Annotated in this window: 19 protein-coding genes; 1 reads left to right on the forward strand and 18 read right to left on the reverse strand. The window is 42.3% G+C overall.

Annotated elements, in window-relative coordinates; all coding sequences use genetic code 11:
* Positions 1-65 precede the first annotated feature (65 nt).
* From RIL182_RS14730 to aroA, 15 genes are all read right to left on the reverse strand, one after another.
* Entirely contained in the window at positions 66-1316 is a 1251-nt protein-coding gene (locus tag RIL182_RS14730) for a DUF1015 domain-containing protein (protein ID WP_015560062.1), read from the reverse strand.
* Between the two features lie 132 nt (positions 1317-1448).
* Positions 1449-2612, reverse strand: a complete 1164-nt coding sequence (locus RIL182_RS14735; protein ID WP_006856994.1) for a phosphoglycerate dehydrogenase — start codon at positions 2610-2612, stop codon at positions 1449-1451.
* The gene (gene serC / locus RIL182_RS14740; RefSeq protein ID WP_006856993.1) at positions 2612-3694 is read right to left on the reverse strand and encodes a 3-phosphoserine/phosphohydroxythreonine transaminase; all 1083 of its coding nucleotides are present in this window, start codon (positions 3692-3694) and stop codon (positions 2612-2614) included. The genes RIL182_RS14735 and serC overlap by 1 nt, the downstream gene beginning before the upstream one ends.
* A 20-nt stretch (positions 3695-3714) precedes the next feature.
* The gene (ilvB, locus tag RIL182_RS14745; protein WP_015560061.1) at positions 3715-5403 is read right to left on the reverse strand and encodes a biosynthetic-type acetolactate synthase large subunit; all 1689 of its coding nucleotides are present in this window, start codon (positions 5401-5403) and stop codon (positions 3715-3717) included.
* Positions 5404-5511: 108 nt separating this feature from the next.
* Entirely contained in the window at positions 5512-7188 is a 1677-nt protein-coding gene (ilvD, locus tag RIL182_RS14750; protein WP_015520186.1) for a dihydroxy-acid dehydratase, read from the reverse strand.
* A 32-nt stretch (positions 7189-7220) separates the two neighbouring features.
* On the reverse strand, positions 7221-8321 hold the full coding sequence (gene leuB, locus RIL182_RS14755; protein WP_015520185.1) for a 3-isopropylmalate dehydrogenase: 1101 nt from the start codon (positions 8319-8321) through the stop codon (positions 7221-7223).
* A 430-nt stretch (positions 8322-8751) separates the two neighbouring features.
* The gene (locus RIL182_RS14760) at positions 8752-10437 is read right to left on the reverse strand and encodes an ABC transporter ATP-binding protein (RefSeq protein WP_006856988.1); all 1686 of its coding nucleotides are present in this window, start codon (positions 10435-10437) and stop codon (positions 8752-8754) included.
* Positions 10434-10907 (reverse strand): hypothetical protein, encoded by a 474-nt coding sequence (locus tag RIL182_RS14765; RefSeq protein WP_242655556.1) that lies wholly within the window; start codon positions 10905-10907, stop codon positions 10434-10436. The genes RIL182_RS14760 and RIL182_RS14765 overlap by 4 nt, the downstream gene beginning before the upstream one ends.
* Positions 10908-11013: 106 nt before the next feature.
* Positions 11014-11160, reverse strand: a complete 147-nt coding sequence (locus RIL182_RS14770; protein ID WP_006857053.1) for a hypothetical protein — start codon at positions 11158-11160, stop codon at positions 11014-11016.
* A 25-nt stretch (positions 11161-11185) separates the two neighbouring features.
* On the reverse strand, positions 11186-12451 hold the full coding sequence (locus tag RIL182_RS14775) for a radical SAM/SPASM domain-containing protein (protein WP_242655555.1): 1266 nt from the start codon (positions 12449-12451) through the stop codon (positions 11186-11188).
* 308 nt (positions 12452-12759) lie between these two features.
* The gene (locus RIL182_RS14780; protein ID WP_006856985.1) at positions 12760-13707 is read right to left on the reverse strand and encodes a helix-turn-helix domain-containing protein; all 948 of its coding nucleotides are present in this window, start codon (positions 13705-13707) and stop codon (positions 12760-12762) included.
* Positions 13708-13720: 13 nt separating this feature from the next.
* Positions 13721-14629: a hypothetical protein gene (locus RIL182_RS14785; protein ID WP_006856984.1), complete on the reverse strand. Its 909-nt coding sequence runs from the start codon at positions 14627-14629 to the stop codon at positions 13721-13723.
* Positions 14630-14753: 124 nt separating this feature from the next.
* The gene (gene yajC, locus RIL182_RS14790; protein ID WP_015520178.1) at positions 14754-15077 is read right to left on the reverse strand and encodes a preprotein translocase subunit YajC; all 324 of its coding nucleotides are present in this window, start codon (positions 15075-15077) and stop codon (positions 14754-14756) included.
* A gap of 100 nt (positions 15078-15177) precedes the next feature.
* Complete coding sequence (tgt, locus tag RIL182_RS14795; RefSeq protein WP_006856983.1) at positions 15178-16332, reverse strand: tRNA guanosine(34) transglycosylase Tgt; 1155 nt, start codon at positions 16330-16332, stop codon at positions 15178-15180.
* A gap of 138 nt (positions 16333-16470) precedes the next feature.
* A complete protein-coding gene (aroA, locus tag RIL182_RS14800) occupies positions 16471-17799 on the reverse strand; it encodes a 3-phosphoshikimate 1-carboxyvinyltransferase (protein WP_006856982.1) in 1329 nt (442 codons plus the stop codon).
* Positions 17800-17941: 142 nt separating this feature from the next.
* Between aroA and aroC the strand changes: the two genes are divergently transcribed.
* Positions 17942-19045 (forward strand): chorismate synthase, encoded by a 1104-nt coding sequence (aroC, locus tag RIL182_RS14805; protein ID WP_006856981.1) that lies wholly within the window; start codon positions 17942-17944, stop codon positions 19043-19045.
* 409 nt (positions 19046-19454) lie between these two features.
* On the opposite strand, the gene RIL182_RS14810 is transcribed toward aroC, so the two are convergent.
* The 3 genes from RIL182_RS14810 to hisA are packed head-to-tail and all read right to left on the reverse strand — an operon-like array spanning position 19455 to position 22141.
* Positions 19455-20000: an ANTAR domain-containing response regulator gene (locus tag RIL182_RS14810; protein WP_006856980.1), complete on the reverse strand. Its 546-nt coding sequence runs from the start codon at positions 19998-20000 to the stop codon at positions 19455-19457.
* 23 nt (positions 20001-20023) lie between these two features.
* Positions 20024-21355 carry a type I glutamate--ammonia ligase gene (gene glnA, locus RIL182_RS14815; RefSeq protein WP_015560053.1) on the reverse strand — a complete coding sequence of 444 codons (1332 nt, stop codon included), beginning with the start codon at positions 21353-21355 and terminating at the stop codon, positions 20024-20026.
* Between the two features lie 6 nt (positions 21356-21361).
* The gene (gene hisA / locus RIL182_RS14820) at positions 21362-22141 is read right to left on the reverse strand and encodes a phosphoribosylformimino-5-aminoimidazole carboxamide ribotide isomerase (RefSeq protein ID WP_006856977.1); all 780 of its coding nucleotides are present in this window, start codon (positions 22139-22141) and stop codon (positions 21362-21364) included.
* Between the last annotated feature and the right edge of the window lie 2 nt (positions 22142-22143).

Below are 22143 nucleotides of genomic sequence, written 5' to 3' on the forward strand. Positions count from 1 at the left end.
TTCCTCAGTTCTTTATAAGTTTTCAAAATTCCATTTCTCATTTTGTCCTGCTCTAAGGAATTTCCTTATTCTAAAGAATGAATGAACAGACCGCTGCGGAGCTTCGGCTCAAACCAGGTAGATTTTGGAGGCATGAGTTTTCCGGCATCTGCGACGGAGAAGAGCTCTGTGATCGAGGTCGGATACATGGCAAATGCAACGGAACAGTCTTCCTCACAGCGTCTGACCAGTTCGTCCATGCCGCGGATTCCTCCTACAAAGTCGATTCTTCCATCTGTTTTCGGATCTCCGATGCCGAGTACCGGATGAAGCAGAAGGTCTTGTAACATTGATACATCTAAACTTTTTACCGGATCATCTGCCACTGCGGCAAGATCGTCCTCCCGGAACTTACAAAGGAACCAGTGTCCTTCCATATACATGGTAAAGCTGCCTTTTTCCTGCGGTCTCTTTTCTTTCTGATCTGTGATCTCCGTCACGTCAAAGCGTTTTTTCATTTCCTTGTAAAAACTCTGGAAAGAGTATCCGTTTAAATCCTTGACCACACGGTTATAATCCATGATCATAAGCTGGTCGTCCGGGAATAACACGGACAGGAAATAATTAAATTCTTCCGTTCCATCATAGTCCGGATGTTCTTCTCTTCGTTTCAAACCGACTTTTACTGCGGAAGCAGCACGGTGATGACCGTCTGCGATATAGATATCTGCCATGTTTTCAAATGCCTGTGAGATTGCTGCAATTTTATCATCGTCACTGATCTCAAACACACGGTGTCTGATTCCATCCTCCGATGTAAAGTCATACTCTGCCTCTCCTGCTTTGACTTTCTCCACGATCTCATTGATCACCGGATTCGAGCGGTATGCTAAAAAGATAGGTCCGGTCTGCGCATTACAGGCATCCACATGATGAATACGGTCTGCTTCCTTTTCTGCTCTGGTGTTCTCATGCTTTTTGATGACGCCATTTAAATAATCATCGATCGATGCACACGCCGTAATCCCTGTCTGTGTGCGTCCATTCATCGTAAGTTCATAAATATAGTAACATTTTTTCTGATCGCGGATAAAAGAACCATCCTCTACCATCCCCCACAACAGATCATGTGCTCTCTGATACACCTTTTCATCATACATATCCACAGAAAGCGGATAGCCTGTCTCCGCACGATCAATCTTTAAAAAAGATTCCGGATTTTTCTCCACTTCCACAGTTGCTTCTTTTCTGTTATAAACATCATAAGGGAGGGCAGCGATTTTAGCTGCCTTCCCTTTTTCTGGTCTGATGCTCATAAACGGTCTGATATCTGCCATTTTTGCTGCACCTCATCTTATTCTTCTGAATTAAGTTACCATTTTCCTTAAAGTTCTTTCCTATGCCGATCTAGGAAACAATAGAATGTACCTTTCTTAAACACTCTATTGTCACAAATCACCGTCAGATTTCTAGCAGATCTTGCGAACTTTTAAGACACCCTCTGTATTCTTTAATTTTTCAAGTACATTCTCCGGAACAGAAGTGTCTAAATCCAAAAGCGCATATGCATAATCGCCTTTTGATTTGTTTGCCATTCCGTCAATATTGATTCCTGCATCACCAAGGATCGTTGTATATAAACTTAACATACCTTTGACATTGCGGTGTAAGATTCCGATACGTCCTGCAGTTGTGCATGCCCCCATGCTGCAGTCCGGAAAATTTACAGAATGGACAATATTACCATTTTCTAAGTAATCACGGATCTCACGCACTGCCATAATCGCACAGTTATCTTCTGACTCTGCTGTGGAAGCTCCAAGGTGTGGTGTCACAATGCAGCCCTTCGCACCAACAGTCGTTGTGTTCGGGAAATCAGATACATATTTGTGTACTTTTCCTGCTGCAAGTGCATCCACCATTGCTTCTTCATCCACAAGCAGATCTCTTGCAAAATTTAATATGATCGCAGTTGGTTTCATCATAGCAATTGCGTCTGCACTGATCATTTTTTTCGTAGAATCCAGAAGCGGCACATGGATCGTGATGTAGTCACACTCACGGTAGATATCTTCTACGTTGCTGATGTGCTTAACACTTCTTGATAAGTTCCATGCTGCTGCAACAGAGATATACGGATCATATCCATATACTTCCATTCCCATATGGATTGCTGCATTGGCAACTAACACACCGATCGCACCAAGACCGATGACACCTAATTTCTTTCCGGAAATTTCGGTTCCTGCAAAGTTCTTTTTCTGCTTCTCTGCAGTCTTTGCAATATTCTCATCGTTCTGGTTCTCTAAACACCATTCGATACCGCCTACGATATCACGGGATGCGTAAAGCATACCTGCAAACACGAGCTCTTTGACACCGTTTGCATTTGCACCCGGTGTATTGAATACGACGATACCTTTTTCTGCGCATTTGTCCAGCGGGATATTGTTGACTCCGGCACCGGCTCTTGCGACTGCCTCTAAGGTATCCGGCAGTTCTAAATCATGCATTGCAGCACTTCTGACTAACGCAGCCTGTGCATCTTTTAACTCATCTACTTTTTCATACTGATCCGAAAACAGATCCAGACCGACTGCTGCGATCGGATTTAAGCAGTTATACTTAAACATTATGCATTCTCCTCCTCGAATTTTTTCATGAACTCTACTAACTTCTCAACGCCCTCTTTTGGCATAGCGTTGTAGATGGATGCTCTCATACCGCCAACGGTACGATGTCCTTTTAAATTTACAAATCCGGCTTCTGTTGCCTCTTTTACGAATTTTGCATCCAGGTCAGCATCTCCGGTTACGAATGGAACGTTCATCAGGGAACGGTCCTCCGGTACAACAGTTCCTTTGAATAATTTGCTCTGGTCTAAGAAATCATAAAGGATCTTAGCTTTTTCTTCGTTGCGCTCTTTCATCACGGAAAGTCCGCCCATCTTCTTTAACCATTTGAATACTTTTCCGCAGATATAAATGCCGTAGCATGGCGGTGTATTGTAAAGGGAATCTGCATCTGCATGTGTCTTGTATTTTAACATGGTAGGTGTTCCAGGTAAGGTATCCTCCGTGATCAGATCCTCACGGATGATCACAATAACAACACCTGCCGGTCCGACATTCTTCTGGACACCGCCGTAGATCACACCGTATTTTGTGACATCTACCGGCTCTGACAAGAAGCAGGAAGATACGTCAGCGACCAATGTATGTCCTTTTGTGTTCGGGAGTTTTTTGTATTTGGTTCCGTAAATGGTATTGTTCTCACAAATATAAACGTAATCAAGATCATCCGGAATATCAAGATCAGAGCAGTCCGGTATGTAAGAGAATGTCTTATCCTCGGAAGATGCAAGTTTTACTGCCTCGCCGTAAATGGATGCTTCCTGATATGCTTTCTTTGCCCACTGACCGGTCACGATATAACCTGCTTTTTTGTTTTTCATCAGGTTCATCGGGATCATGGCAAACTGCTGGGATGCTCCACCCTGTAAAAACAGGACTTTGTAATTATCCGGAATATTCATCAGGTCTCTTAAATCCTGCTCTGCCTCTTTGATGATATTGTCATATACTTTGGAACGGTGGCTCATCTCCATAACGGACATTCCGCTTCCTTTGTAATCCAACATTTCATCTGCTGCCTCTTTTAATACTTCCTCCGGTAATACAGCCGGTCCTGCAGAAAAATTATACACTCTGCTCATCTTAAACTTCCTCCTCTGATTTATGATTGTTGTTTTTTTGCTAAGTCTTCACCGGTAAATGAAGAACTGATTGCCTCTCCTGGTGCAACCATCGGCCACACCTTGTCATCACAGTTGATGATACAATCAATTAAAACCGGTACTTCTGATTCAAGTGCTTCCTTAAAAGCCTCTTTGAACTCTTCCTGGCTGGTCACGCGATATCCTTTCGCCCCCATTGCCTCTGCTAATTTTACAAAATCCACACCGTCGTCAAGAACAGTTGCGGAATAACGTTTTTCATAGAAAAGATCCTGCCACTGGCGAACCATTCCAAGTACATGATTGTTGACGATTACTTCTATCAACGGCAGCTTTTCGCGTGCTGCAGTTGCGATTTCATTCATGTTCATCCTGAAACAGCCGTCACCTGCAATATTGATCACCTGTTTATCCGGATTGCCGATCTGTGCACCGATCGCAGCTCCAAGTCCATAACCCATCGTTCCGAGTCCACCGGATGATAAAAAGGTACGCGGGTTTTTGTATTTGTAATACTGTGCTGCCCACATCTGATGCTGTCCGACTTCTGTCACGATAACTGCATCTCCCTTTGTCGCACGGTAGATCTCCTCCATCAGATATGGACCACTGAGTCCCTCTTTCGGATAAGTGAGCGGATATTTTTTTTTCAAATCCATGATCTCCCCGATCCATTCCGGATGACTCTGTGCATCTAATTTTTCATTGACACGGATCAGAATTTCTTTTAAATCCCCGATCACACTGGCATCCACCTGGATATTTTTATTGATTTCTGCCGCATCCACATCAAACTGTAAAATTTTTGCCTGTGATGCAAATTTCTTAGCATTTCCAAGAACACGGTCTGAGAAACGGACACCAACTGCGATCAGAAGATCACACTCACTGACACCAAGGTTGGATGTCTTTGTTCCATGCATGCCGAGCATTCCGGTATAAAGATCATCTGTTCCGTCAAATGCTCCTTTTCCCATCAATGTATCACAGACCGGAGCATTTACTTTCCCTGCAAACTCTTTTAATTCTTCCGATGCACCGGAGATCACTGCACCGCCGCCGACAAAGATATACGGTTTCTTTGCCGCCTTTATCATGGAAACCGCTGTATCAACATCTTTTTCGCAGATTGTATCTGTGACCCTTGCGATCGGTTTCGGCTCCACCGAAGTGTATTCCGTCTTTGCCGCTGTGATATCTTTTGGGATATCCACTAAAACCGGTCCCGGACGTCCTGTCTGTGCGATCTTAAATGCACGCCGGATCGTATCTGCAAGTTTTGTAACATCCTTTACAATAAAGTTATGCTTTGTAATCGGCATTGTGATTCCCGCAATGTCGATCTCCTGAAAACTGTCTTTTCCAAGAAGCGGTACGGTAACGTTGCAGGTGATCGCAACAACCGGAACTGAATCCATATATGCGGTTGCGATTCCTGTCACAAGGTTCGTTGCACCAGGACCTGATGTTGCAAAACATACACCGACTTTTCCAGTACTTCTCGCATATCCGTCCGCTGCATGGGATGCTCCCTGCTCATGTGATGTCAGCACATGCCGGATTTCTCCCTGATGTTTATATAATTCATCATATACATTTAAAATGGCACCGCCCGGATAACCAAAAACTGTATCAACACCCTGTTCTTTCAGGCATTCGATCACGATCTGGGCACCTGTTAACTGCATATTATTCCTCCATTCCACTGCCATTCTCATCTGTTTTTAATTTCTACATCATCAGATGCGTCTTTTACAACATATGACTTTTCGAATGACAACTTTTGTATTTCTTTTTTATTTCTGTTCTTCCGGCAATGCTAAAATAGCACCTCTGTTGCCGGAAGTTACTAACGATGCATAGCGTTTCAGATAACCTGTCGTTACCTTTGGCTCTCTCGGCTGCCATTTTGCTTTTCTTGCTGCCATTTCTTCGTCTGAAACTGCAATCTCTAATTTCATCTCCGGAATATTGATACGGATGATATCGCCCTCTTCCACAAGTGCGATTGGTCCGCCGACTGCTGCCTCCGGTGAAACATGTCCGATGGAAGCCCCACGGCTCGCGCCGGAAAAACGTCCGTCCGTGATCAGTGCTACCGATGAACCAAGTCCCATACCTGCGATTGCAGAAGTAGGATTTAACATTTCACGCATACCAGGTCCGCCTTTTGGTCCCTCGTAACGGATGACAACCACATCACCGGCAACGATCTTGCCGCCTTTGATCGCTGCGATCGCATCTTCCTCACAGTCAAAGACTCTCGCCGGTCCCTCATGAACCATCATCTCGTCACAGACAGCGGAACGTTTGACAACACTTCCGTCCGGCGCAAGATTTCCTTTTAATACGGCAAGACCACCCGTCTTACTGTATGGATTGTCAACCGGTCGGATCACTTCCGGATTCTTGTTTACCGCATTTGCGATATTTTCTCCGACGGTCTTTCCTGTCACGGTCATGCAGTCCGTATTTAATAATCCGATGTCCGCAAGTTCTTTCATCACAGCATAGACACCGCCCGCCTCATTTAAGTCCTCCATATAAGTAGGACCTGCCGGTGCAAGATGGCAGAGATTCGGGGTCTTCTCACTGATCGGGTTTGCAAATGCGATATCAAAATCAAATCCGATCTCATGTGCGATTGCCGGAAGATGTAACATACTGTTTGTGGAACAGCCCAGTGCCATATCTACAGTCAATGCGTTTAAGATGGCATCTTTTGTCATGATATCTCTTGGACGGATATTTTTGCGGTACATATCCATAACTGCCATACCTGCATGTTTTGCAAGTTTGATTCTCTCTGAATAAACTGCCGGGATCGTTCCGTTTCCGCGAAGTCCCATACCGAGTGCCTCTGTCAGACAGTTCATGGAGTTTGCGGTGTACATACCGGAGCAGGAACCGCAGGTCGGACATACTTTTTCCTCATATTCTCTCACATCATCCTCGGTCATGGTTCCTGCTGCATAGGAGCCGACTGCCTCAAACATGGAGGATAAACTTCTCTTTTTGCCCTGAACGTGTCCGGCAAGCATCGGTCCGCCGGATACAAATACAGTCGGTACATTGATACGTGCTGCTGCCATTAAAAGCCCCGGTACATTCTTATCACAGTTTGGCACCATGACAAGTGCATCAAACTGATGTGCGAGTGCCATACACTCGGTGGAATCCGCGATCAGATCTCTTGTAACAAGGGAATATTTCATTCCGATGTGTCCCATCGCGATTCCGTCACAGACTGCGATCGCCGGAAATACCACCGGTACACCGCCTGCTTCTGCCACACCTAATTTTACTGCATTTACGATTTTATCAAGATTCATATGACCCGGTACGATCTCATTGTAGGAGCTTACGATACCGACCATCGGTTTATTCATTTCTTCTTCCGTGAAGCCTAATGCATTAAAAAGACTTCTGTGAGGTGCCTGCTGCATCCCTTTTTTTACATTATCGCTTTTCATGTTAAATCAAATCTCCCATTCTAATATCTATATTAAATTCGTTCGCAGATCAGATCTCCCATCTGTGCGGTGCCGACCTGTGTCACTGCGTTTCGTTTATCTTCTTCCTGCGGCATGATGTCGATGGTGCGGTAACCGTCTTTCAACACCTGTTTTACGGCTGCCTCGATGGCATCTGCCTCTTTGTCAAGGTCAAAGGTATAGCGGAGCATCATTGCTGCGCTTAAGATCGTCGCGATCGGGTTTGCGATACCTTTTCCTGCGATATCCGGTGCTGAACCGCCGCTCGGCTCATAGAGACCGAACTTCGTGTCGTTTAAGCTGGCGCTTGACAACATTCCGATGGAACCTGTCACCATGCTCGCCTCATCGGATAAGATATCACCAAACATATTTTCCGTTAAAATAACATCAAACTGTTTCGGATCTTTGACTAACTGCATTGCACAGTTGTCAACTAACATGTGCTCGTAGGTAACTTCCGGGTAATCCTTTGCCACTTCCTCGACCACTTTCCGCCAAAGTCTTGAGGAATCCAGCACGTTTGCCTTGTCCACGCTCGTCACTTTTTTGCGGCGTTTCATGGCAATGTCAAATCCTCTCTTTGCGATCCTGCGGATCTCTGTCTCGCTGTATGTCAGGGTATCTGTCGCAGTCATCACACCGTCAACTTCCTCGGTTTTTCGCGCACCGAAGTATAATCCTCCGGTCAGCTCACGCATGATCATCATATCAAATCCATCCCCAATAATATCATCGCGGAGCGGACATGCCTCTTTTAATTCTTCATATAAATATGCCGGTCTTAAATTTGCAAATAAATTCAAAGACTTTCTCAACTTTAATAATCCTGCCTCCGGTCTTAATTCCGGTGCTAATTTATACCACGGAGAGGTCGCTGTATTACCGCCGATGGAACCCATAAGCACTGCATCGGACGCTTTTGCTGCTGCGATCGCCTCATCTGTTAACGGCACGCCTGTCGCATCAATCGAACATCCGCCCATCAAAATCGCTTCATACAAAAAACTGTGACCATACTTTGTTCCGATCTTGTCTAATACTTTTTTTGCCTCTGCCACGATCTCCGGTCCGATTCCGTCACCGGAAATCACGCCAATCTTACATTCCATGCTCTAATCCCTCTTTCTTTTCCCCTGTCAGATATGTGTAACTGATTTTTTTCGCCTGCCAGAAAGTATCCTGCTTTTCTGCACCATAGAATGCATACTCTGCGAACCTCCTGCTTTGTTATGAATAAAAAGAAAATCAGCGGCCGCTGTGTGCCAGCACTTTATCACATTACTAACAGACAGTATGTATAATGTCTATAATAATGTAATTTTGGCAACATTGCAACCTCTGATTCTATTTTTCTTTTTTATAATATTTATAACTGGGTATTATGAAAGAGCTTTCTTTTCATTACTTTGTTGTATACTATATTATCAAAAATAAAGCGTGGCCAAGTTTTATAGACGGCAAAATCCCCCTCTGATGGCTATTTTGTCTGCCACTACTCTTTAGGTATATATTCTTTATTTCAATCATAAAACTGACCACTTACTGATTTCCCATTTTATATAACCGGCAAAACTTTCCATCTGCCGCCATCAGTTTTTCAAATGTTCCCTGTTCCACAATATTTCCCTGTTCTAAAACCACGATCGCATCGCATTTTTCCAGATTACTTCTGTTATAATGATGCGTGATCATAATGACGGTAATGCCTGGTATATCAAGCACTGCTTTTTCCACCTGGTATGCCATTTTATTATCCAGACTTGAGGTTGCTTCATCAAGCACCCACAATTTCCTGTGGTGTAAAAAAGCTCTTGCGATGGAGATTCTCTGCTTTTCCCCGCCGGAAAGATTTGATCCACCCTCTTTCAACACGGTTTCCAGCCCCATTTCCAGCCTTTGTACAACTCCATCCAGACCAGCCTTTTTTACTGCCATATCTACCTCTTCCTCTGTATACGGATCAAACAATGTGATATTATTTCGCAAAGTATCTTCAAATACATATACATTTTGAGGAATGACTGCTACCTGCTCCATCACAGACTTTTCGGATATTGCATGCATATCCATATCATCAAATCGTATCTGTCCCTGATAATTATTGTAATACCCCAATACCAGCTTCGTCAGCGTTGACTTTCCGCTTCCACTTCCCCCGACCACTGCATACCGTTTTCCTTTTTCAAAGGTAATATTTATATTATTTAATGTCATGTGCTCCGCCTGTGGATAAGAAAAGCTGACATTCTCCATTGAAATCAGATTCTGGAAATTTATACCATCCCCCGTCTCTTCCTTCTTTTGTTCCCCAATCTCTTCCATCACTTTCTGACAGATCGGTGTTCCTGATTTGATCTGTATCAATGACTCAATAAACGTGGACATAGAACCTATGACACTGCTGCTCAGAGCAATGGCTACTGTCAGAAATGATATACTGACTTTTCCATATAGTACCATGATACCAGATATAATTACAATTAATAACTGCAGCGTAAGCTGGACGTCCATCGTGATTCCTCCAACAACACCCTGCACAAACTGGCTGGTAAATTTTTTCTTTCCAAATCTGATGTTTTCCTGTGCATACTGCCCCACCACATTTTCTTCAATCTGATAATTTTTAATAACTTCAAATCCCCTGAAATCATCATTGATCAGTGTATTATGTTTCGCTGCCTCATCCATCTGTTCAATATTGGATTTCTGCAGAATCTGCTGTGTCATGATAGGAACTGCCAGTCCCACAATTCCAACTACAATTAAAAGTATGCAAAGCACCACATTCTGTACAAATGCATAAGCAAGTGAGAATACAATTTCTTCCAGCTGGACGACCAATATAAAATATGCGAGCAATGTCGTTTCTACCACCTGTAAATCATTGTGATATAAAGATGTATAGTAACTGGTATTCTGTTTGTAATACCCGGTCATATCCCTGTTTAATATACTCTGGAATAAATCCTGGCGGATATCACATATGACTTTCATTGAAAATTTATTTTTTGCATACATGTAAAATAAATAAATCAATGCCAGCCCAACTGCCAAAATTATCACCATCAGAAACATCTCTTTTATCCTGTCTTTTTTCCCATTTGCGACAATCTCCGTCACATACTGCATTGTATAAGAAGAAAACACGCCTATCAGTGCATTTAAAACACCTGCTATCATAAACAGAACCGCTATTCCCTTATGCTTTTTTATGTACTTTTTCATATAGATCCCTCCCTGTATGTAATGCAATTTATCTGATCTTCCATCAAAAATGGCATAGATTTATTTTTCAAACATAATCTGGCATAAGACTGCGTTTTCCCATACACTATAAACACACTATTCACAGAATAATTCAATATTTCCTGCACATGATGAAATTCATGTTCAAAATTTAAATCTATTGTTGAAAATGAAACTTCTTTCTCTGCATACAAATGCGAATGAATAACGACGGGGATCTTGTTATTCTTTTCACAATACTTTATCAGTTTCATTTGATCTTCCATGTTAATCTTTGCTGCCAGGTCTGTCTGTCCCTCACTCAATATACAATAAATCTCGTCTATACTAATCGTTTCGTCCTCATAGTCTGCAAGTGCCAGGACAGCTATCTCATTTTGTGGATTTTCCGTTAACGCAATAGCTACTCTGTTCTCAACACTTTCTTCATATTTAATTAGATAATACATATGCTCCTCATTTTTATCTATTTGATTTTTAGTATTACAACTACATTTAGGGAAATACATGTAACAAACAGGTATTTCCCTTAAAAATAAATGCATTTTTAATTTACTAATTTACACAAGCACACCATAAAATTGCTCCTGCTCCACCTGCTAATTTTTCATCTAATAATTTCATACATTCTTTTTCTTCTTCCGTTAATTCAATCATTTCTACTTTTACCAATTTTTCATTCTGTTTTCTTTCTTCCATCATATCTTTCTCCTTTTACATCTTAAGTTTATTTTATATTAATGCATTTATTTTTCACATAATTATTGATAGTCTCTGAATAAAAAGACACCCGTTTACTACAATCTATTATATTTTTATTCAAAGCAACCTCTGCTACACATTGATGGCAAAAATTCCTTCCATTACACTCCTTACATCTATAGGCAGATTGTAATTTTTTTAATTGACAAACAACTTCTGAAAACTGCTGTCTTTTATCCCATGCCTCATCTAAAATATTCCCCATTCGATATTTTTCTTTTAAAAGTACAAACATATGGCATGGATAGATATCTCCATTGGGGAAAACTGCATAATTATTTAAACCAGCTCTGCAAAAAACTGTATTCTGTTTTTTTTCATCATACAGCATCTGTAAGAACTGCATTTCTTCTATAAAAGAAAGATTTTCTTTAAAATACATTTCATTATTTATCAATTTTTCGTCTGATCCATAGATGTCATTTGCAGTTTCCAACATAATGTTCTCTACTGATAATTCTTCATGAAAAAATTTTTTTAATGTCTGTTCTGTATATCCCAGTTTTTTGTATAAATCTGTACATGTACATTCTATCGCACTAACATCTCTTCCTCTTTTCCTCAGGCGATTTAAATTTTTCACAATCGTATCATACACATCCATATTTTGAGTTCGACTTATTCTCTGCTCATTTGTAATTTCTTTCGGACCATCAATACTAACTGTAAGGTTGATTCCATATTTTACAATATCATCTAACAATTCTTCCGGTAAAAAAGTAAAGTTTGTAACCATTCCATAGTTTTGCACCAATATATCATTTTCTTTAAACTTTTTACAGATATATGAAATCATTTTGTAGCCCAATGCCGGCTCTCCACCAAAAAATTGTACCATTTCAACCTTAATTTGTTCCTGTTTCAAATATCTGACTAAAGCATCCACTACTTCATAAGATAACATTTGCTCTTCTCCGTAATAATTGCCACCATTGGCATAACAATAAACACAATTCAGATTACAAATAGTGCAGACCATAATTTCTAACTTATGAATAACCTTTACATTATCTTCTGATACACTTTGATGCACACTTTGATTTTTCTTAAATTTTTCCAACAGATTTTCATATGCATCTGTCAATTCAGTCTTTCCATCCTGACAATCTTTTAAATTCTTTGCTGTATTTCTGTCTATTTTTGCCAGACGTTTCTGTGGCAGGTAATAAACACATCCAAATTCTTCATCTATGGTAAAAAGAAAATCTTTTTTTATTGTTTCTATATCCATACTTTTTTCACTTTCATTACTGTAATATTTTATTTCTGTTGACATCATTTACTTTAATCTTTAAATCACTAAAAGACCATGTCAAAACTGGAAAAAAAGTTTTTCCAGTTTTGACATGGTCTTTCCGCAATATCTATAATATAATCTTTTTAAATTAATAGAAACGAGGTTCAAATACATATGAAAAAATTAACAAGATTAACATTTTTAATGTTACTTTTACTTACATTAAAAACAAATGTTTCCCTGGGAAAAAATACATCTCAAATCATTATGCCCATAAATGATGATTTACCTTATATAGATGTTTACAATATGGACAACTCTATCGCTTCCCCAAAATATTCCTCATAAAAATTCTTGATATTCCTCATATCAATCTGATTATTTTTTGCCCTACACGTATAATAAATTCCCTTTATATGCTCCTTACACCCCTCTAATTCCCCCTGATCTAGTTCCCCGGTTTCTATCATTTTTATTTTATTCCACTCAATATCAAACAAAATAAAATATAAGACATATGCATACGCATGTTTCCTTGCTTTCGGCAAAACATATTCACAAAGTTCCATCGACTTACAATACTCGCCAACTGCCCCATAATACTTTGAAAGATTTGCAGCAATACTAAGTTCTTCGATCTCCCATTCTGCCATATATCCTTCCCGCAGGCTGCGCAGCAGCATTTCACAGATTTTTATACTTTTAGGATACTCATCTATTCTGCCATATGCCACAGCCAGCCGCTTTAAAAGTGTAATCTCCTGTTCCCGGAAAGGATATATCACATCACTGTCAAGAAATTTTTTATACTGTGGTACAACTTCTTCTGCAAGCTCTTCTAATGCTTCCACAAGCTGTTCTGCTGTAATGCGCTGCATATAATAATCCAAAAAAGTACTTTCCCGGCGGATATATCTTTGTGTAGATGCGTCTTTTCCAACAAGTTTTTTCATCTGTTCCATATAAAAGTCTGCTTTTTCAAAATCATGCTTTGCCATAGCATCCTCAAAATATTCCCGCTCCTCTATCAGTTCCATATCCCTGCTGACGCACACAGCATAATTTTTTTCTGTGATCTGGTACATTTTCTCCATAAGTTGCCGATATGTATCACTTTTCACTTTATGTTTTCCGTTTTCAATTCTGGAAAGTGTTTCTACAGAACAGACACCCTCACTTAATTCTTCCTGTGTCATTTTCTTTGCAATTCTTGAAAGCCGTATCATATCACCAACATTATAATTTCCCATATGGCACCTCTTTCTACACTCTGTCACCCGTCGTTTTTATTTTTTGCACCAGTTCCACATTGTTCATGACAAGTGCCGTATAATAAGCCATCGTAAGTTCCACCTGACATTGTTTTTGATATTCCTGCTGCATGTCCTTGTTTCTCTGCATCAGCTCTTTTAACAGTCCTGCCTTCTTAAAATGCAATTCTGCCAGTCCACGCATCGTTCTGCTTTCTTTTACAAGTGTTAACGCCTGTTCAATGTATTCCAGTTCCTTTTGTGCATCTCCTTTTTCTTCCTGTATGCTGGCAAGTTCTTTCAGAATGGACATTTCAGCCTGTTCCTTGATTTTTTTCGAATCATACTTTCTTGTAAAAAGCAGCATTCTTTTCAATTCTGCCTCTTTCCATGAAATATCTTCCGAAAACTGAATCAGCCCCAAAAAAAGTTTTATCTCCATTTCACTGTATAAATCAGAAGTATTTTTCCTCTTTCCAAAAAAAGGTTTTGTCAAAAGGACCGCCGCATCTAATACAGCCTTGATTTCTTCTTTTGATGCACCACGTTTCTGTAACAGTTCTGCCTTTCCCCAGAGATAATATTGTTCATGAAGCACTTGTTTTTTTGGCATTACACTTTGATAACTCTGTAACAGTTTCTCCGCTGTATCCAGATTTTTCTCTTCTAAATTCCGATGGATATCTTTTCGTAACCGGAACAAGTTGTAATCTTTCTCATTCAATAACAATTCAAATTCAAGAACCTGCTTTCCTATTCTTGACAACAATGTCGCACTGACTAATGAATCCACCTCACGATATCCCTCTTCAATCCGGAACATCGTTGCTGGTGAACAAATTCCTTCACAAACCTGTGTCATGGACAATCCATACTTCTCCCGATAATACGACAATGCAATCCCTACCGTATTTAATTTCATCTTCTGCCCCTCTAAAACTTTTCTGTCAGGCAGCAGAATATAAATTCCATAAATATTCTACTCCTATAAAGAAAAACCTGTTATGTTTTCTCATCCACACATAACAGGCTTTCTGGTACTACACTTATTTCTCCATTGCTTCTTCCGGTTTCTCCACTGCGGAGATTGCAGCTTTCTGCATCGGGATACGGCAGTTCTTGTTGTTGCCGAACTCAACGATCACGGTATCATCTGCGATATCGATCACAGTACCGTAAAATCCGCTTGTTGTCAGTACGGTATCACCGACTGCAAGTTCTGACAGCATTGCATTTTTCTTCTTTGCTTCTTTCTGCTGCGGGCGGATCATGAAAAAGTACATGAAACCAAATAAAACTACTAACCAGATAATCATACCGCCCCAGCCTGCTGCTGTGGATGCGGATGAAGTGGATGCTAAAATTGACATCTTCTCAGTTCCTCCTAAATTTAATAGACATTACAATACATAATACACAAAATAGGCTTTTTAGACAAGCACTTTGCCAAATTTTATGATTAATTTATTTTTAGCCATTCTGTTTTTCTTTCTCGCGGTTGATCTGTCCCATACCGTACAGCTTTTCTTCCTTATAAGAATGGAATCTGCCTTCATCGATGGCATCGCGGATCTCTTCCATCATTGTATTGTAAAAATACAGATTGTGGAGCACGCAGAGTCTCATACCAAGCATTTCTTTTGCTTTTAACAGGTGGCGCACATATGCCCTGCTGTAACGGCGGCAGGTCGGACAGCCGCAGCCTTCCTCGATCGGGCGCATGTCTTTTTCATATTTCTGATTAAAAAGATTGATCTTTCCCTGATTGGTGTATACATGACCGTGACGTCCGTTTCTGGTCGGATATACGCAGTCAAAGAAATCAACGCCGCGCTCTACGCCTTCTAAGATATTTGCCGGAGTACCGACGCCCATCAGATAGGTCGGTTTGTGAAGCGGCAGATAAGGGACTGTCTCGTCTAAAATATGGTACATCTCCTCATGTGTTTCACCGACTGCAAGTCCGCCGACTGCATATCCGTCTAAATCCAGCTCAGCGATACGTTTTGCATGATCGATACGGATATCCGAATAGATAGCGCCCTGATTGATTCCAAATAACATCTGATGACAGTTGACCGTTCCCTCCTCGGCATTCAACTGCTGCATTTTGGTTTTGCATCGCTCTAACCATCTGGTTGTCCGTGCCACGGAAGCCTCCACATAGCTGCGGTCTGCAAGTGCCGGGGCACATTCATCAAATGCCATTGCAATCGTGGAACCGAGGTTCGACTGGATCTGCATGCTTTCTTCCGGTCCCATGAAAATCTTTGCACCGTCAATGTGGGAATGGAAATAGACGCCCTCCTCTTTGATCCTGCGCAGTCCGGCAAGGGAGAACACCTGAAATCCGCCGGAATCCGTGAGGATTGGACGGTTCCAGGACATGAATTTATGGAGTCCGCCGACTTCGCGGATCAGTTTATCCCCGGTGCGGACGTGCAGATGGTAGGTATTTGACAGTTCTACCTGGCATTTGATCTGCTCTAAGTCCTCGGTGGATACGGCACCTTTGATGGCCGCAACGGTGCCGACGTTCATGAATACCGGGGTCTGTATATCACCGTGGACGGTGTGCAGGATTCCGCGTTTGGCGCGGCCTTCCTGTTTTAGTAGTTCGTACATTGTTTATAATCTCCTTTTTTCTTTATATGAAATGTGTAGCGAAACTCTGGTAAAAGCTGTGAGCGCATGGAAAGCTTTCCATGCGAATTTACTGTTTTGGAGAGTTTCGCTTTGGCTGTTTTTACATGTATGAAAATATCATCTGTCTTTACCGGATAATTGATCCAATAAATCAAAATAGTTCTCGAAGGTTTTGCGGCAGCAGGATGGGTTGTCTATCACGATTCCATCCACTTTCAAACCTAGGAGGGCAAATGACATGGCAACGCGGTGGTCTTCATAGGTTGACACAATGCCAGCGGACGGGATTCCTGGTTTTATTGTGATGGCATCCGGTTCTTCGGTACATGTGATTCCGCGTTTGGTCAGTTCCTCTGACATGGCATGGAGGCGGTCGCATTCCTGTCCACGGATATGTCCGATGTGGGTGATATGCACATCGGATTTGCAGAACGGTGCCATTGCAGCAAGAGTCAATGCCTGATCTGAAAAATCGTTCATATCGATCTCAATTCCTTTTAGTGTATCTTCAGCGGGTCCGGTCACTTCAATCCCGTCTGCTTTTTCTGTGACGGTACAGCCCATCTGTGCAAGCACATCCAAAAACTTCATATCGCCCTGGCTGTTGTCCTTGTGCACATGTTTTACAAGTGCCCTGCCGCCTGTGATTGCAGCTGCCGCATAAAAATAACACGCTGCCGAAACATCCGGTTCGATCTGATAATGTTTTTTCTGATAGACGGCTTTCGGATCAATCCGATAATTTTTTCCGCCATATTTTACCTCCACACCCGCATCCGCTAACATTTTTCTTGTGATGCGGATATAGGAACCGTCTGTTTTCTCACTTGTGATGTGGATGTCTAATCCCTGCGGTATCATCGGTGAGATAAGCAAAAGTGCACTTAAAAACTGAGTGCTCTTGCTGATGTCAAGTGACAACTGCAGTGGGGTTCCATCTGCCTTTGACTGATCTGCGCCGGCTTTTGGATTTCTCCGTCCACAAATCTTCACCGGCAGATGTCCTTCTGTTTCCAGATAAGTAATCTTTGCACCAACTCTGGTGAGCAGTGAAAATAACTCCTGCATCGGTCTTTTTTTCATCTGCTCTGAAGCTTCGATCGTATATTCCCCATCGGAAAAACCAAGCATGGCCGTCAGAAAACGGGCGGCTGTCCCGGCACCTCCGACATTGATCACTGCCTGTTTCTTGGGAATATTTCCACCACAACCTAAAACAGTAACCGCCTTTTCCGACTCATTGATATCTACCATAAAGCCCAAAGATACCAGACTCTCCAGAAAATGCCTTGAGTCATCAGAAAACAGCACTCCTTCTAACTTCACTTCACCATCCGATAAAGCTGCCATCAAAAGTGCACGGTTTGTCATGCTCTTAGATCCCGGCACATCCACCGTCCAGTCGACCGGTCTATCTAATCTTTTTACCTCATATTGTTCCTTCATATATTTTCATCCCTGTTATCAGTTTTCCTGCCTCTAAACGCTTTTCCCATTTTAACATATTCCTGTTGTCACGAAAAGAGAAATCTTTTATAATGATTAAGATATATAATCTTATAATACACATTTTCAGGAGGAATATTTCATGGCTGGTTCATCATTCGGTACAATTTTTAAAATTACAACATGGGGCGAATCCCACGGGAAGGGACTCGGCGTTGTGGTGGATGGATGTCCTGCCGGACTGCCTCTTGATGAAAATGACATCCAGAAATTTTTAAACCGCAGGAAACCGGGTCAGTCAAAGTTTACCACCCCGCGGAAAGAAGATGACGCAGTCGAGATTTTATCCGGCGTGTTTGAGGGAAAAACAACCGGTACGCCGATCTCTCTTGTCGTGTACAATCAGAACCAGAAATCCAAAGATTACAGTGAGATTGCGTCCTATTACCGTCCGGGACATGCGGACTATACTTTCGACCAGAAATACGGTTTCCGCGATTACCGCGGCGGCGGACGTTCCTCCGGGCGCGAGACGATCGGACGTGTTGCAGCCGGTGCGATCGCTGTCAAAATATTAAACCAGCTCGGCATCACATTTTTGACTTACACCCGTTCCATCGGGCCGATCAGTATTTCATCACAGAATTTTGATGCCGCACAGATCAATGAAAATCCGCTCTACATGCCGGATGCCGACGCTGCGGAAAACGCAGAAAATTATTTAAATGCCTGCATCGCCGAACAGAATTCCTCCGGTGGTGTTGTGGAATGTATCATCCAGGGTGTTCCCGCCGGACTTGGCGATCCTGTCTTTGAAAAATTAAATGCGAATCTCGCAAAAGCAGTCATGTCGATCGGTGCAGTAAAAGGTTTTGAGATCGGTGACGGATTTGACGTTGCGAAAGCAACCGGAAAAAACAATAACGACGCCTTCCGCATCGGTGCTGACGGCAGGCCGGTCAAAACAACCAACCATGCCGGAGGTATTTTAGGCGGAATGAGCGACGGAAGTGACATTATCCTGCGCGCCGCGATCAAACCTACACCATCCATCGCTGCCCCCCAGCAGACTGTCAATAAAGATGGGGAAGAAATTGATGTGAGCATCAAAGGACGCCATGATCCGATCATCGTTCCACGCGCCGTGGTCGTTGTGGAGTCCATGGCTGCCGTAACTCTTGTGGATGCCCTTTTTACAAATATGAGCGCAAGGATGGATTCTCTTGAAATGTTTTATCAACACTAATACTTTATAATTCATAGGACGTAATTTCCTATGAAGATTCGGGGTGTCAAAAGGTGGCTCACAACTTAGCTGCTGGCAAACTGCACAAATCCGGGACTGTTTTTGTGACTTTAGTAGAAAATTAGTAAATCTTAGTATGCCTGTCTATTTACAGTAATGTTCTGCCACGGACGGCAGAACAAGGCTTCGCGAGCCATGGAAGGCTCGTTGAATGCCGTTTACGTCACTCTGTGAAAAACTGATTCAGGCATACTTAGTTTTTCTTATTTTCGGACAACGGAACAAAACAAGTTCGGTTTTGTGCAATTTGACAGACCCAAAATTGAAAACCACCTTTTGACACCCGAATCCTATGAATCTTATGAATTATAAAATGCCGTCCATTCCTGGTCGGCATTTTTTGTTATTCTTATGTAAGTAAACTAAGTATCATCTGGGCAGTCTCTGTCAGTCCCGTCCCGTTATCCATACTTCTCTTTTGCATATAGCGATGAGCTTCCTCCTCTGTCAGGTTGTTACGTTCCATCAAGAGTGCTTTTGCTTCACTGATCAGATTCATCTCTTTCTCCGACCGCTCCTTCGGTTTTTGTCTTGCCTTTTTCCGTCTGCGTGTAATCGTGTATTCCATCATTTCAACGGTCTGGAGCAGTTCATTGATCTTTAGCGGTGTCGATAAACAGACCAGATTTTCCACATCACGCTCACCACAGTTTCCCGGTGATGCCACGAGCAGCATTTCAAACTGAGGGGGGAGATATTCATGTAATTCCGTATACATCATATCCACAAAACGGTAACCACATACCATGATCCCTCCGTCCAGTTCATTTGCATTCTGTAAAGCCTGGGCGCCTGTCGTGCAGACGGCATCCACATGATGACCGTTCTGCATCAGGATCTTTTTGATATTACGCGCAGTATCCTGTTTCGGAAATGCAACGATAATGTTTGTCAAATCTTTTCCCCTTCATTCCTATATCAGATTTTATACAGGTAATTATTGATCTCCCAATCGGAAACCTGCGCACGATAATCTGCCCATTCCGATTTTTTGGCCTCAATATATTTTTCCGTCGCGTGTCTGCCCAGCACGTTCTGTAAATATTCGTCTTTTTCAAATTCTGCAAGTGCCTCTCCAAGGTCAGCCGGAAGTTCCTCGATACCGAGTTTATTTTTCTGTGACATACGCATCTCAAAAACATTTTCCGTCACTGCTGCCGGCGGCTCAATCTGATTCCGGATACCATCAAGTCCTGCCTGTAAGCACACCGCAAGTGTCAAATACGGATTGGCTGCGGAATCCGGACATCTGAGTTCCACCCTTGTACCCTCGCCTCTTGTAACCGGAATACGGATGAGTGGGCTGCGGTTTGTCACAGACCATGCAATATAGATTGGTGCCTCATATCCCGGAACCAGACGCTTATAGGAATTAACAAGCGGATTGGTAATCGCCGCCATTCCTTTCATATGTTTCATCAGACCGCCGATAAACCAGTATGCTTCTTTGCTGAGTCCTAACTCGCCGTCCGGATCGTCAAAAATATTTTTTCCGTCCTTGCAGAGTGACATATTCACATGCATACCGGAACCGTTGATTCCAAATTTCGGCTTTGGCATAAAACTTGCAAACATTCCATGACGTTTTGCGATCGTTTTGACAGCCAGTTTAAATGTCATGATATTGTCTGCTGTTTTGACCGCCTCATCATAACGGAAATCGATCTCATGCTGTGCCGGTGCAACCTCATGATGGGAAGCTTCAATCTCATATCCCATATCCTCTAACGTCAGCACCATATCACGTCTCGCATTTTCACCCAGATCGATCGGTCCAAGATCAAAATATCCGGCACGCTCCGTGCTGATCGTGGTCGGCTGCCCATCCTCATCCTGATTAAACAGGAAAAATTCACATTCCGGTCCGACATCAAAACGATATCCCATCTGCGTTGCATCTTCCACTGCCTTCTTTAAGATATAACGCGGATCACCCTCAAAAGGTTTTCTGTCCGATGTATAAACATCACAGATGATCCTTGCAACCTTTCCCTGCTGCGGACGCCACGGGAAAATTACAAACGTGTCAAGATCCGGATACAGATACATATCCGACTCCTCGATACGGACAAATCCCTCAATGGACGAACCGTCAAACATACATTCATTACTTAATGCTTTCTCTAACTGACTGGACGTGATCGCCACATTCTTTAAAGTTCCAAACATATCCGTAAACTGCAGACGGATAAATTCCACATCCTCTTCCTCTACCATATTAAAGATATCCTGTTTCGTATACCTGCTCATCAAAAATCACTCCTTCTTCATATACTGCAACACTTTATCGTAAGCCATCGGTCCTCCAAATAAATCGAGTGCGCTTCCAATGGTCACGTTCAATCTGTTATTCCCCAGTTTCTTCAGTTCCAAAAGGTCTTCAAAACTGCCAACGCCCCCGGCATAAGTGACCGGTATCTTTCCCCATTCGCCGAGCATCTTTACCAGTTCCTTTTCAATCCCTTTTGCTTTTCCTTCGACATCCACAGCATGGATCAGGAATTCATCACAATAGGATGAAAGTTCGTCCAATAGTACGGTGCTGACCTCTTCATCTGTAAACTTCTGCCATCGGTCTGTCACTATATAATAGGTATCTTCTTTTTTTCTGCAGCTTAAATCAAGCACTAAATGCTCCCGTCCCACTGCAGCTTTTAAGCGTTTTAAATTATCATAATTGATCTTTCCATCCCGGAACACATACGAAGTAACGATCACATGACTCGCTCCGGCATCCAGAAACTCTTTTGCATTTTCCGCTGTAACTCCACCACCGATCTGAAGTCCGCCGGGATATGCCCGCAGTGCATGTTCTGCCTGTTCACGCGTCGCTTTGTAATACTCACTGCTCACCGGATTCAAAAGAATAATATGCCCTCCTTTGATTCCTTCTTTCTGATACAGCTTTGCAAAATAAGCGGCATCCTGCTCAGCCACAAAATTCTCCGTTGCCTGGTCTCCGGCATCCTTTAAACTTCCACCAACGATCTGTTTAACTTTTCCGTTATGGATGTCGATACAGGGACGAAACTCCATAA

The organism is Roseburia intestinalis L1-82, from assembly GCF_900537995.1.
GTDB lineage: Bacteria > Bacillota > Clostridia > Lachnospirales > Lachnospiraceae > Roseburia > Roseburia intestinalis.

What these genes read in the sequence shown, in the direction of transcription:
- RIL182_RS14730 (WP_015560062.1), bottom strand. Translation starts at nt 1,316, where the DNA reads ATGGCAGATATCAGACCGTTTATGAGCATCAGACCAGAAAAAGGGAAG.
- RIL182_RS14735 (WP_006856994.1), bottom strand. Translation starts at nt 2,612, where the DNA reads ATGTTTAAGTATAACTGCTTAAATCCGATCGCAGCAGTCGGTCTGGAT.
- serC (WP_006856993.1), bottom strand. Translation starts at nt 3,694, where the DNA reads ATGAGCAGAGTGTATAATTTTTCTGCAGGACCGGCTGTATTACCGGAG.
- ilvB (WP_015560061.1), bottom strand. Translation starts at nt 5,403, where the DNA reads ATGCAGTTAACAGGTGCCCAGATCGTGATCGAATGCCTGAAAGAACAG.
- ilvD (WP_015520186.1), bottom strand. Translation starts at nt 7,188, where the DNA reads ATGAAAAGCGATAATGTAAAAAAAGGGATGCAGCAGGCACCTCACAGA.
- leuB (WP_015520185.1), bottom strand. Translation starts at nt 8,321, where the DNA reads ATGGAATGTAAGATTGGCGTGATTTCCGGTGACGGAATCGGACCGGAG.
- RIL182_RS14760 (WP_006856988.1), bottom strand. Translation starts at nt 10,437, where the DNA reads ATGAAAAAGTACATAAAAAAGCATAAGGGAATAGCGGTTCTGTTTATG.
- RIL182_RS14765 (WP_242655556.1), bottom strand. Translation starts at nt 10,907, where the DNA reads ATGTATTATCTAATTAAATATGAAGAAAGTGTTGAGAACAGAGTAGCT.
- RIL182_RS14770 (WP_006857053.1), bottom strand. Translation starts at nt 11,160, where the DNA reads ATGATGGAAGAAAGAAAACAGAATGAAAAATTGGTAAAAGTAGAAATG.
- RIL182_RS14775 (WP_242655555.1), bottom strand. Translation starts at nt 12,451, where the DNA reads ATGGATATAGAAACAATAAAAAAAGATTTTCTTTTTACCATAGATGAA.
- RIL182_RS14780 (WP_006856985.1), bottom strand. Translation starts at nt 13,707, where the DNA reads ATGGGAAATTATAATGTTGGTGATATGATACGGCTTTCAAGAATTGCA.
- RIL182_RS14785 (WP_006856984.1), bottom strand. Translation starts at nt 14,629, where the DNA reads ATGAAATTAAATACGGTAGGGATTGCATTGTCGTATTATCGGGAGAAG.
- yajC (WP_015520178.1), bottom strand. Translation starts at nt 15,077, where the DNA reads ATGTCAATTTTAGCATCCACTTCATCCGCATCCACAGCAGCAGGCTGG.
- tgt (WP_006856983.1), bottom strand. Translation starts at nt 16,332, where the DNA reads ATGTACGAACTACTAAAACAGGAAGGCCGCGCCAAACGCGGAATCCTG.
- aroA (WP_006856982.1), bottom strand. Translation starts at nt 17,799, where the DNA reads ATGAAGGAACAATATGAGGTAAAAAGATTAGATAGACCGGTCGACTGG.
- aroC (WP_006856981.1), top strand. Translation starts at nt 17,942, where the DNA reads ATGGCTGGTTCATCATTCGGTACAATTTTTAAAATTACAACATGGGGC.
- glnA (WP_015560053.1), bottom strand. Translation starts at nt 21,355, where the DNA reads ATGAGCAGGTATACGAAACAGGATATCTTTAATATGGTAGAGGAAGAG.
- hisA (WP_006856977.1), bottom strand. Translation starts at nt 22,141, where the DNA reads ATGGAGTTTCGTCCCTGTATCGACATCCATAACGGAAAAGTTAAACAG.